A 12075-nucleotide genomic window follows, 5' to 3' on the forward strand; every position below is an offset into this window, starting at 1 on the left:
GATGGTGGACCTGAACGAACACAACGCCGGCGACCTGCTCCGGGCGGGCCTCTCCCCCGAACCGCCGCGCCCGCCCCGCGTCGACATCGCCGCCGCCGTGCGCGCGGGCCGCCGCCGGCGCTCGGCCCGCCGCGCCGCGGTCGTCGGCGGGATCGCCGTCGCCGTCGCGGTGGTGGTCGCGGTGCCGGCCGCGCTGGCCCTGAACCGCAACGAGGGCGCACCGGCCGGCCCCGATCCCACGGCGCCCGCCACCATCCGCCCGGTCGACCCGAACACGGGCACGCCGGGGCCGCAGCCAAGCCGTTCGCTCGGCGGCCTGCCCTTCGTGTCGCCGCCGACGAGCTGCACCGTGCACGAGCTGCCGGCCCCGGCCGGCGGCAGGTCGAACCTGGTGACCGCGGGCTCGCCCGACGGACAGGTGCACTTCGGGCAGCTGTACCTGACCGGCGGCGACAAGCGGGTGGTGCGCTGGCGCGCCGGGCAGCCCGCGACGGTGACGGTCGAGGGCGACGAGCCGATGGTCCGGTCCGCGAACAACTACCACGACGCGGTCGGCAACTCCCTCGTCGACGGAAGGTGGGTCCCGTGGCTGCTGCGCGACGACGACACGGTCACCCGGCTGCCGGGCGACGGTGACCTGTACGCCGTCGCGATCAGCGACACCGGCGCCGTGGCCGGAAGCCGCGGCTCCGACGGCCCGGGCGGCCACCCGATCGTGTGGCGCGACACCGCGGCCGCGCCCGTGGAGCTGGCCCTGCCGGCGGGCGCGACGGGCGGCCAGGTGCGGGCGATCGACGAGCAGGGCGCCGTGTTCGGCTCGGTCACGATGGGCGCGCAGGAGCTGCCGTACTACTGGGAGGCGAACGGCACCGGGAAGCAGCTGCCGCTGCCGCCGGGGACGCCGACCGCGCCGAACAGCGGCGGCCGGCCCGGCCCGAGCACCGTCGTCTACAGCGCCCGGGGCGGCTGGGCGACGGGCGTGGCCGGGCTGTACTCGAGCAGCCCGAAGCCGGTCCGCTGGAGCGTCCGGGGCGACTTCGTGGTGGTGCTGAGCGGCGTCGACGCGCCGGCCGGGCCGGTCAACGGGATGGGCTTCGTGGTCGGCGGGACCGCCGGGGGCCGGGCCGTCCTGGTGGCCGACGACCAGCGTCTCGTCCTACCGGCGATCCTCGACCCGACCAAGGACCGGCCCAACCTGGCGAGGACGATCAGCGACGACGGCCGCACCATCGCCGGCCAGGCCTGGAAGACCGGCGACACCTTCCAGGCCGTGGTCTGGAACTGTCACTAGGAGAAGTCGGGTGTGCGGCCCGGTGCCAGGCGGTCCTCGGGGTCGAGGGCCAGCTTGAGCCGGGCCGCCGCCCCCGGCATCGGGTCGGGGCCGTAACTCTCCACCAGCTCCCGCAGGTCGAGCGGGGCCCGCAACAGGGTGCAGCCGCCGCCCCCGCGGGCCAGGAGCACGGCGCGGGCGACGGTCAGCATGCCGTCCAGCCGCTCGGGCGCGATGTTGTCGCGCAGCGCCACGTGCGCGACGCCCAGGCCCATCGAGCCGCGCACGGGCACCGGCTGGCCGGCCGCGTCCCGGAGCGCGTACACGACGGCGAACAGCTCGCTCGGGCGCCCCCAGATCTTGAGGGCCACGTCGTCGAGGGCGAACGGGTAGCGCCCCCACCACGGCGGCGGGAGGGACTCCACCGTGGCCCCGCCGCCCAGCAGCTTCGCGGCGGACTCGGCCCGGTGCGCGACGAACGCCTCCTCGCCCTCGAACAGCGCGGCGAGCTCGGCCGGGCGGGCGCCGGCGCCGCCGGGCAGGTCGGCCTCGATCGCGGCCGGCTCGAGCGGCGAGGCGACCAGGGCCTCGGTGAGCTGCTGGACCTCCCGCGGGGTCGACACCGGGCGCACGACCCAGGCCCGCGCGGCCGGGATCGGCTCCAGCCGCACGGTCGCCTCGGTGATGATGCCGAGGGTGCCGTAGGAGCCGCAGACGTACCGCGCGAGGTCCTGGCCGCCGGCCGCGTGTTCGACGCTGCCCTCGTCCAGCGCGACCCGCACGCCGGTGACGAGGTCGCGCGGCGCGCCGAAGCGGTGCCGCAGCGGCCCGGACTCGTTGGTGGCCAGCACGCCGCCGAGGGTCGCGGCCGGGGAGCCGACGTCGAGCGGCAGGCGGCGCTGCTCCCGCAGCAGGATCGCGCGCAGCGCCCGCAGTGGAGTGCCGGCCGCGACGGTCGCGGCGCGCCGGCCCGGCTCGTAGCCCAGCACGCCGGTGAGCCGGCCCACGTCGAGCAGCACGTCGGCGTGGCTGGGCGGGACGCCCCAGTCGAGCTTCGTCCCCGCGCCGGTCGCGACAACGGAGAGCCCCTCGGTCGCCGTGAAACGCAGCACCTCCGCCACCGCGGCGGCGTCGCCGGGCTCGGCCACCCAGCCGACCGGCACGCCGTCGACGTTGTCGGCCGGCCCCGCCTCCCACGCGTGGTCCGGCCCGCACGCCTCGGCCAACGCCTCGATCACCGTCACCGCAAACTCCCGCTTCCCTGGTGTCACCCGCCGTGGACGTGGGGAAGATCGGTCGCTGGGATTCGCGGTTGCCCGGGTAAGGAAGACATGATCCAGGCATTCCCAATGACACGTTCGAGTACATCCGGGCGCCGGAGCGATGCACATGGCGCATCAACCGACACCGAACATACGTTCGAAAGCCTATGGGGTCGTCACGAGAGCCGCAAGACCTGCTTGAGGAAGGCCGCCCGGTCGGTGGCGGCCGCGGCGAATCCGGCCAGGTCATGGCCGGTGTCGTAATCCTTGCGCTGCTTGGCCCCGGCGACCGCAGCGGCGAGCTCGGCCCGCTCGGCCTCGGGCACGACGGCGTCCTTGGTGCCGAACTGCAGCAGCACGGAGCGCTTGCCGCCGACGGCGACGTAGGGGGCGGCGTCGAAGCGGGCCAGGGAGTCGAGGTACGCGTGCCAGTTCGCCGGGACCTTCTGCTTCACCATCCAGCGGGAGAAGCGGCTGGTCCCGCTGGCGAGCACGGCGCCGGTGATGCGCGACTCGAGCCCGAGCAGTACCGCGCCGAGGGCGGCGCCGGAGTGGTGCCCGGCGTAGCCGACCCGGGAGCCGTCGCAGTCGCTGCGCCGGATGAGCAGGTCGAAGGCGCGGCGCTGGGCGACCACGGCGGCGGCGAACGCCGTGGCGTCGGCGCTCGGGTCGCCGGTCGGCTTGACCGGCAGGCTGGTGATCATGACCAGCGCCTTCATACGGGCGATGGCGGTCGCCTCGGCGAGCAGCTTGTCCCGGTCGCCGTCGGGGCCGGTGCCGAAGACGACGGCCGGCATCCGCAGGGTGTCGCCCGGAATGTCGGCGCTCACCACGTACGCCGGGATCGCGTCGTTGCCGCGGGTGTCGGAGTACGTGATGTCCTCGAGGATGACCCCGTCGCCGGTGCGCCGGTCGGTCAGCTGGGCGTTGAGCGTCGAGCCCTTGTCATAGTTGTAGAGCTTCTTGAGCTCCGCGATGGGCACGGGCGCCGGGACGTACCCCGAGGGGTCGAACGTCGACGCGGCCTGGGGCTCGGCACTCGGCGAGCCGGAACCGCCCGCCGGGGAACCGCTCCCCGCCCGTGGTGTCGTCGACGACCCCTCGGAGCACGCTTGAGCCAGCATTACTGCCAGCCCGGTCACCCCGATGTGCAACACCCCACGACGCCGCACCGGCATCCCTCCGTGGTCTCGCCCGAACTACGCGACCATGACGGTACCGGCGTCGCTCTCTCCTAGTGGACAGACCACCGAACGACGCGCCTGGTTGCGTCCTGAACCGGGTAACCTTTGGCTGTGTGACGACCGAGCAGCCACCCGCCGCGAAGCGGGTCCCGCACGAGCGGGTCCATCACGGCGATACCGTGACCGACGAGTACTTCTGGCTCCAGAACCGGGATGATCCGGACACGGTCGCCTACCTCGAGGCCGAAAACGCGTTCACCGCCGCGGCGACCGCGCACCTCGAGCCGCTGCGCGAGACGCTGTTCAACGAGATCAAGTCGCGCACCAAGGAGACCGACCTCTCGGTGCCCACCCGCAAGGGCGGCCACTGGTACTACACCCGCACCGAGGAGGGCAAGCAGTACGGCATCCACTGCCGTGTCCCCGCCGCCGAGGGCCGCGACGCGCCGCCCGAGATCGGCGACGGCACCCCGCTGCCCGGCGAGGAGGTGCTGCTCGACGGCAACGCGCTGGCGGGCGACTCGGAGTACTTCGCCCTCGGCACGTTCGACCTCAGCGTGGACGGCCACCTGCTGGCGTACAGCACCGACTTCTCCGGCGACGAGCGCTTCACGCTGCGGATCAAGGACCTGCGCACGGGCGAGGACCGGCCCGACGTCATCGAGAACGCGTTCTACGGCTCGGCGTGGTCCGCCGACGGCTCGACGCTGTTCTACATCACCGTCGACGACGCCTGGCGGCCCAACCGCGTCTGGCGCCACGCCATGGGCACGGCCGCCGGCGACGACGCGGTCGTGTTCGAGGAGCCCGACGAGCGCTTCTGGGTCGGCATCGAGCTGACCCGCTCGGAGCGCTTCCTGCTCATCGACGTCAACAGCAAGGTCACCAGCGAGGTGCTGGTGATCCCGGCCGACGCGCCGCTGACCCCGCCGCGCTCGATCGCCCCGCGCCGGCAGGGCGTGGAGTACTCGGTCGAGCACCACGGCCACCGGTTCCTGATCCTGCACAACGACGGGGCCGAGGACTTCGCGCTCGCGTACACCTCGGTGGACAACCCGGGCGACTGGACGACGCTGATCGAGCACGAGCCGGGCACCCGGCTGCTGCAGGTCGACGCGTTCTTCGGGCACCTGGTGGTCTCGCTGCGCCGCGACGGGCTGACCGGCGTCCGGGTGGTGCCTCTGCTCGGGGCCGCGCCCTACGACATCGCCTTCCCCGAGCCGCTGTACTCGGTCGGGCCGGAGGCCAACCTGGAGTACGACACCACCTCGTTCCGCCTGCACTACGTGTCGATGGTGACCCCGGACTCGGTGTTCGACTGCAACCTCGACAGCGGCACGCTGACCCTGCGCAAGCAGAAGCCGGTGCTCGGCGACTTCGACGCGTCCCGCTACGAGCAGCACCGCGAGTGGGCCATCGCCGACGACGGCACCCGCGTCCCGATCTCGATCGTGGCCCGCAAGGGCACCCCGCGCAACGGATCGGCCCCGGCGACGCTGTACGGCTACGGCTCCTACGAGTCCTCCATGGACCCGTGGTTCTCGATCCCGCGCCTGTCGCTGCTGGACCGCGGGGTGGTCTTCGCCATCGCGCACATCCGCGGCGGCGGCGAGATGGGCCGGCGCTGGTACGACGAGGGCAAGCTGCTGGCCAAGAAGAACACGTTCACCGACTTCATCGCCTGCGCCGAGCACCTGGTCAAGGCCGGCTGGACGGCGCCGGACCGGCTCGTGGCCCGCGGCGGCTCGGCCGGCGGCCTGCTCATGGGCGCGGTGGCCAACCTGGCCCCCGGGGCGTTCGGGGCGATCGTGGCCCAGGTGCCGTTCGTCGACGCGCTCAACACGATCCTCGACCCGTCGCTGCCGCTGACCGTGACGGAGTGGGAGGAGTGGGGCAACCCGCTGCAGGATCCGGAGGTGTACGCGTACATGAAGTCGTACACCCCGTACGAGAACCTCCAGCCGGTCCCGTACCCGGCGATCCTGGCGGTCACGAGCCTCCACGACACCCGGGTGCTCTTCCACGAGCCGGCCAAGTGGGTCGCCCGCCTGCGGGTGGCGTCGCCGTCGACACATGTGCTGCTCAAGACCGAGATGGGCGCCGGGCACGGCGGGCCGAGCGGGCGCTACGACGCCTGGCGCGAGGAGGCCTTCATCGCCGCCTGGCTGCTCGACAAGGTGGGGCGCGCCTGAGTTGTCCACAGGCTGTGGGTAACGCCTGTGTGGATCCGCACAGTCACGCGCCGCGCGGAAACCTCGTTACCGGGAGTTTTCCACAGGCGGACGGCGGGTTGTCCACAGGCAGTTCTCCACAGCCTGTGGACAACGCTCAGGCGAAGAGGCGTGCGGCCAGCTCAGGGGCGATGTTGCCGCCGCTGATCACGGCAACTGTCCGGCCGGCCGGGAGCTCGTCGCGGCGGTGCAGTACCGCGGCCGTGGCCACCGCGCCGCTGGGCTCGACGATCAGCCGGGCCTTGCGCGCGAGCGTGCGGACCGTGTCGAGGATCTCCTCCTCGCTGACGGTCACGATCGCGTCGAGGTAGGTCGACAGGTGGGCCAGCGTCAGCTCCGACAGGGGCGTGCGCAGCCCGTCGGCCACGGTGGCGAGCATCCGCTCGACCGGCCAGACCCGGACCATGCCCGCGGCCAGGCTCTCGGCGGCGTCGGCCGCCACCGCGGGCTCCACGCCGATGACCGCCACGTGCGGGGCGAGCGACTTGACCGCGGTCGCGACCCCGGAGGAGAGCCCGCCGCCGCCGACCGGCACCACGACCACGTCGACGTTGGACAGGTCCTCGAAGATCTCCAGGCCGATGGTGCCCTGGCCGGCGATGATGTCGGGGTGGTCGTACGGCGGGATCAGGGTCAGCCCGCGCTCCTCGACCAGGCGGAGGGCCTCGGTCTCGCGCTGGGCCTGCGGCACCAGGATGACCTCGGCGCCGTAGCCGCGGGTCGCGTCGATCTTCAGGGGCGTGGAGACGTCGGGCATGACGACCGTGACCGGCACGCCCAGGGCCCGCCCCGCGTAGGCGAGGGCCTGGCCGTGGTTGCCGGAGGAGTGCGTGACCACGCCGGCGCGCCGGCGCTCGAGGTCCAGACGGTGCAGCGCGTTGGTGGCGCCGCGAAGCTTGAACGCGCCGATGGGCTGCAGGCTCTCGGGTTTGAGCCACAGCTCCTCGGCCCAGGGGCTGGGCAGCAGCGGGGTGCGCACCACGAGCCCGGACACCCGCGCGGCCGCGTCGCGGATGTCGTCCAGGTGAACGAGGTTTTGCTGGAGGGCGGTCACGGCGCCAATCCTGACATCACCCGGCCCGGATCACCCTCGTCCCTTGTCCCGAATGAGAGATCCATAACGCCTATCCGCTGCTGTAATAGCGGGCGGCGCCGGGGTGCAGCGGGATGGGCTCGGTCTGCGGCGCGGCGCCCTTGTCGAAGTTGCCCCCCTCGGGGTGCACGCGGCTGAGCTCCTGCTGGTACTCGAACAGCACCTTGGCCAGGTCGTGCGCGAGCTGCTCGGGCATGTCGGGCGAGACGACGATGAAGTTGCCGACCGCGATCGTGTCGATGTCGGCCGCGGTGTTGTACGCCGACTTGGGGATCTTGGCGCCGAGGTAGACCGCCCCGTACTTGGCCGTCAGCGGCTGCAGCAGGCTGTTGAGCGGCAGGATCGCGAACGCGTTGGGCTGGCTGCTGAGCAGGTCGGCGATGCCCGGCGTGGGCAGGCCGCCGGTGAAGAACAGCGCGTCGGTGGTGCCGTTCTGCATGCCCTTGGTGGTCTCCGGCAGCGACAGGCGCTGGCGTACCACGTCGGCGTCGGGGTTGAGCCCGCCGGCGGACAGGATGCGCCCGGCCAGGACGTCGGCGCCCGAGCCGAGCGAGCCGGTCGACACCCGCTTGCCGCGCAGGTCGGAGAACTTCGTGATGCCGGCGGCCTTGCGCACCACCAGGTGCGTGTAGCTCTTGTAGATCCGCGCCAGCGCCACGACCTTCTGCGGCTTGCCGTCGAAGGCGCCCTTGCCGGCGTAGGCGTCGGCGGCGGTGTCGGCCAGGGTCAGCGCGATGTCCATGTCGCCGGTGGCGACCCGCTGGATGTTCTCGCCGGACGCGCCGGTCGCCTCCGCGCGGGCCTCGTAGCCGGGCACGTGCTTGGTGATCAGGTCGGCGTAGCCGCCGCCGAGCGAGTAGAACACCCCGGTCGTGTTGCCGGTGGCGATGAAGAGGCGCCCGCCGTGCCACAACCCGGCGCCGGGGCGCTGGGACGAGTTCGCGCAGCCGGCGACCGCGAGCACCGCCACCAGCACCAGCGCCAGATTCCGGATCTTCAAGCCGACCTTCTCAGCGGTCTCAGCGGAACAGGGCATCGCGGGGCAGCGGGTCCAGCGCGTCGGCGACGCGGTGGACGAGCATGGCGGTCTCGTAGCCGACCTGGCCCAGGTCGCAGCCCGGCGCCGCCAGGACGCCCAGCAGCGCCCGGTCGCCGACGGACATCACGATCATGACGCCGCCGTCCATGTCGACGATTGTCTGCCGCACGTGGCCGGCCTGCATGACCCGGGCCGCGCCGAACACCAGGCTGGCCAGGCCGCTGATCACGGCGGCGAGGTGGTCGGCCTGGTCGATCGGCAGGTCGGCCGAAGCGGCCAGGCGCAGCCCGTCACCGGACACGGTGATGGCGTGCGCCACGTCGGGCACCTGGCGCGCGAAGCTCACCATCAGCCAGTCGAGCTGTCCGGCGCCTTGGGGTTGCTGAGACATCATGAGTCCTTCGTTCCTGGGGCGGTGCTGTTCGTGCGACGTGCTGCGGCCGAGACGCCCTCGGCGAACGCGGACAGCCGGGAGCGGACCTGCTCCGGGTCGACCGCCGCGGCGCTGCGGCTCTCGGCACGTGGTTCGGTGGTTTCCGGGAGCAGCTGGGCCCCCGGACGACGGCGCGGAAGATTGTCCTGATCCTGCTCCGACATCGAGCCACCTCCGGCACTGGACGGGCTCCCCGGACGTGGCGGCCAAGTGCCGGGGGATCCCCAGGTGGTTTGCGCGCTGTACTGCGGCGGCCGGACCGGCGGGATCGCCGGCGGCGGGGTGGCGGCCACCTGGGCCACGCCGCGCGGCGGGGTGTGTCCGCCCGGCTGGACCCGCGGGGGCGCCGGCGGCGGGGTGTCGGACCCGCCGGCGCCGGAGTTGCCACTGAGATACGGGCGGAACCAGGGCGCCACCCCGCCCGCCGGGGCGACCGACTGCAGGCCGGGGCCGGCGGCGGCCGGCTGGGCCGCGCGCTCCGGGCGGCGCTGCTGCGGGATCTGCGCGGCCTCGGCGGCCCGGGCCACGACGGGCTCGGACCGGCCGATCGGGGCGCCGACGGTCGAGGGGACCTGCACCGGCCGGGCGGCCGGCGGCTGGACGGCCGGGATCGTCTCGGTCGGCGCGCCGCGGCCCGCGGGCAGGGCCGAGACCTGGTCCAGCAGGCGGTGCGGCACCTCGACGTAGGCGACCGTGCCGCCGCCGTTGCCTGTCGCGTAGAGCTGGACGCGGATGCCGTGGCGGGCCGCGAGGTGGGAGACCACGTGCAGGCCCATGGTGCCGGCGGCGGCACTGCTCAGCACGCTCGGCACGGCCAGCCGGGAGTTGATCTCGGCGAGGCGGGCCGGGATGATGCCGATGCCCTGGTCGTGGACGCGGATCATGGCGCCGTTGCCGGTGGCCCGCGCGTCGACGATGACCGGCTCGGTCGGCGGCGAGAACGCGGTGGCGTTCTCCAGCAGCTCGGCCAGCAGGTGCACGAGGTCACCGACGACCGGGCCGGCGATGGCCAGGTCGGCGGGCTGGAACTCGACCCGGACGAAGTCCTCGATCTCCGATGCGGCGGCGGTGACGACCGCACCCAGCCCGACGGCCTTGGTCTGCGGCCGGCCGGGCTCGCCGCCGGAGAGGACCAGCAGGTTCTCCCCGTTGCGGCGCAGGCGGGCGGCGAGGTGGTCCAGGGCGAAGAGCCGGGCCAGCACGTCGGGGTCGGTCTCGTCGCGCTCGAACTCGTCGAGCAGCCGCAGCTGGCGGGTGATGAGGGTACGGATGCGCCGGGCCAGCACCTCGGCCATGCGGGCGACGTCGACGCGCAGCTCGGCCTGCTCACCGGCGAGGCGCAGGGCGGTGCGGTGCACGGTGCCGAACGCCTCGGCCACCTGGCCGACCTCGTCGTTGACGGCGGCGATGCCGCGGGTGACCTCGGCCGCGGTCTGGCCGCCCTCCATGACCGACGGGGCCGCGGAGACCGAGCCGGCGGAGACCGAGTTGATCGCGTCGGGCAGGTCGCGGCGGGCCACCTGCAGGGCCGCGCCGCGCAGCAGGTTGAGCCGGCGGGCGGTGCGCACGGCCAGGATGATGGCGATGGCCAGGGCGGCGAGGGCGAACAGGACGGTGAGCAGACCGGTGGCCCAGGCCCGGCGGGAGGCGTTGGTGGCGACCTGCTCGGCGCGCGCGTCGAGGTCGTCGGCGATCTCGACGCTGACGATGCTGACCCGGCGGATCACGCCGCTCTGCGCCACGAACCAGGCGTCGGCGTCGACCTTGAGCCCGGCCGCGTCCCGCTCGGCGTCGCGCACCTTGGCGCTCATGCTGTCGGCGGTGTCCACGTCGGTGCCGCGGACCTCGGTGGTGAACAGCTGCAGCTCCGCGGCGGTGGCGACCCGCCGGAACTCGGCCTCGCGCTGCCCCCGCGCGCCCTCGACCAGGGCCAGGTTGCCCAGGTCGCCGGGCTGGAGGTTGCCTCGGCTGAAGACGGTGCGCAGCAGGTCGCGCTCGACCGCCGAGTAGTGCTCGACGAAGGCGCTGGCGGCGAGGGCGCGGGCCGCGTTGGACAGCTCGATGTCCTCGATCTGGCCGGGGACGGCGTCGGCGACGGCCAGCAGCGCGTCGGCCAGGCCGCCGTAGACGACGTCGGTGACCAGGACGATCGTGGCGGTGCCGTTGTCGATCGCGGCCCGGGTGAAGCCCAGCTGGCCGTAGTTCTCGCCGGCCACGCGCACCCGGTTGGACAGGGCGGGCACGGCGTCGACGGCCTTGGCGGCGTCGGCGAAGAAGCGTGAAGCGGCCTGGTCGGTGCGGGCGCGCTGGGCGGTGACCAGGGCGGCGCCGCTCTGGCCGCCGCGCTGGCGCAGCGCCGCAGTCTCGGCGAGCTCACGCTCGATCTCGTGGACGAAGAGCACCGCGCTGGTGGCGGTGATGCTCAGGGTCCGGGCGTGGCCGGCGTCGCGGGCCGAGTTGATGGCGTTGGTGACCTGGATGCCGCCCAGGACGATGAGGCCGACCATCGCCACGACGATCGGCGCGAGCAGCTGGGCGCGGACGGACTGCAGCAGGCCCGCGCGAGGGCCTCCGCCACGGCGGTGCCCGGCCACCGAGGTGTCGGTGCCCGCGGCCCGGCGCGTCGGGCCGCCGGAGCTGACACCGTGACGCGGCACCGGGGCGCGGGAGGGGGCGCTAGCTGCCACCGCCTGGCCTCCTAAAAGTAGCGGCTCCACAACGGAGCGTGCCGAAGAGAGCGCTCCAACACATTGGCGTCGGAGTCGGATCCACTACGGAACACGATCAGGCACGCTACTGGAAGAGGTCGGATCCCTAAAGAGTCCTTAGCCGAACGGCCTAGTCGTTCTGACTATGCGTGACGACGGCGTCGCACAACGAACCAGGTGACGGCTCCGGCGAGCCCCAGAGCGACCCCGAGAGCGATCCAGGTGGCCGATCGCCCCGATGACACTTCCACGGACGCCGGGCTCGGCGAGACCTCGCCGGCGCTCGGCGCGGGACTCGCGGCGGGCGCGCCGCCGGACGCCCCCGGGGTCGGCGACAGCGGCCGTCCGGAGGGCACGGCAGGGGTCGCGACCGGCGGAAGTGTGGCCGGCCCGGTCGGTCCGGCGGTGAGGTCCGGCAGGGTCGCGGAGGGCCCGACGGGCTCGAGGATGGCGGGCGGCCCGGGCAGGGGCGGCCCCGGCGGCGGCGTCGGCCCGAGGGCCGCGCCGCCGATCAGCACCGCGGCCACGAGCGACTTCACGCCCGTCCCAACGGCACCGGCGGGACGGGGTTGAGCCTTTTACGAGGATTAAGCGCGCCTTTACGCGATCAACGGCGCCGGTCGTTACCGCGGACGCGGACCGGGACCGCCTCGTCCTCGCGCAGGTTCTGCATGAACTTGTGGAGCAGCGCGGCGGACAGCACCACGCAGACGCCCAGCACCGTCGCGGCGGTGAGGGCGGCGCGCGAGGTCGCCACCCAGCCGGCGTCGGCGAGCAGGACGAGCAGCCACATAGCGGCCGTCGCCTTCAGGACGCGGTTGCGGTATCGACTCATGCAGAGGTGGTTACCCCACC

At 73.5% G+C, this 12075-nt stretch carries 9 protein-coding genes; 2 read left to right on the top strand and 7 right to left on the bottom strand.

The window, feature by feature from the left end:
- Window position 1 precedes the first annotated feature (1 nt).
- Window positions 2-1291 (top strand): hypothetical protein, encoded by a 1290-nt coding sequence (locus tag ACPPVO_RS58870; RefSeq protein WP_426508592.1) that lies wholly within the window; start codon window positions 2-4, stop codon window positions 1289-1291.
- On the opposite strand, the gene ACPPVO_RS58875 is transcribed toward ACPPVO_RS58870, so the two are convergent.
- Entirely contained in the window at window positions 1288-2514 is a 1227-nt protein-coding gene (locus ACPPVO_RS58875) for an FAD-binding oxidoreductase (protein ID WP_426508594.1), read from the bottom strand. The genes ACPPVO_RS58870 and ACPPVO_RS58875 overlap by 4 nt on opposite strands.
- A 194-nt stretch (window positions 2515-2708) precedes the next feature.
- Complete coding sequence (locus tag ACPPVO_RS58880) at window positions 2709-3704, bottom strand: hypothetical protein (RefSeq protein WP_426508596.1); 996 nt, start codon at window positions 3702-3704, stop codon at window positions 2709-2711.
- Between the two features lie 125 nt (window positions 3705-3829).
- Between ACPPVO_RS58880 and ACPPVO_RS58885 the strand changes: the two genes are divergently transcribed.
- Window positions 3830-5908, top strand: coding sequence for a S9 family peptidase (locus ACPPVO_RS58885; protein WP_426508598.1), 2079 nt, complete (start codon window positions 3830-3832; stop codon window positions 5906-5908).
- 136 nt (window positions 5909-6044) lie between these two features.
- Here the strand turns inward: ACPPVO_RS58885 and ACPPVO_RS58890 are convergent, their stop codons facing one another.
- The 5 genes from ACPPVO_RS58890 to ACPPVO_RS58910 all read right to left on the bottom strand — a co-directional run bounded on the left by ACPPVO_RS58890 (window position 6045) and on the right by ACPPVO_RS58910 (window position 12055).
- On the bottom strand, window positions 6045-7001 hold the full coding sequence (locus ACPPVO_RS58890) for a threonine ammonia-lyase (RefSeq protein ID WP_360375038.1): 957 nt from the start codon (window positions 6999-7001) through the stop codon (window positions 6045-6047).
- 70 nt (window positions 7002-7071) lie between these two features.
- A complete protein-coding gene (locus ACPPVO_RS58895; protein WP_426508600.1) occupies window positions 7072-8040 on the bottom strand; it encodes a TAXI family TRAP transporter solute-binding subunit in 969 nt (322 codons plus the stop codon).
- A gap of 19 nt (window positions 8041-8059) precedes the next feature.
- Window positions 8060-8470 (bottom strand): roadblock/LC7 domain-containing protein, encoded by a 411-nt coding sequence (locus tag ACPPVO_RS58900; protein ID WP_360375471.1) that lies wholly within the window; start codon window positions 8468-8470, stop codon window positions 8060-8062.
- Window positions 8470-11199, bottom strand: a complete 2730-nt coding sequence (locus tag ACPPVO_RS58905) for a sensor histidine kinase (protein WP_426508603.1) — start codon at window positions 11197-11199, stop codon at window positions 8470-8472. Before ACPPVO_RS58905 ends, ACPPVO_RS58900 begins: the two co-directional genes overlap by 1 nt.
- A gap of 628 nt (window positions 11200-11827) precedes the next feature.
- Window positions 11828-12055 (bottom strand): hypothetical protein, encoded by a 228-nt coding sequence (locus tag ACPPVO_RS58910; RefSeq protein WP_426508605.1) that lies wholly within the window; start codon window positions 12053-12055, stop codon window positions 11828-11830.
- Window positions 12056-12075: the final 20 nt, after the last annotated feature.

The organism is Dactylosporangium sp. McL0621, from assembly GCF_049995355.1.
GTDB lineage: Bacteria > Actinomycetota > Actinomycetes > Mycobacteriales > Micromonosporaceae > Dactylosporangium.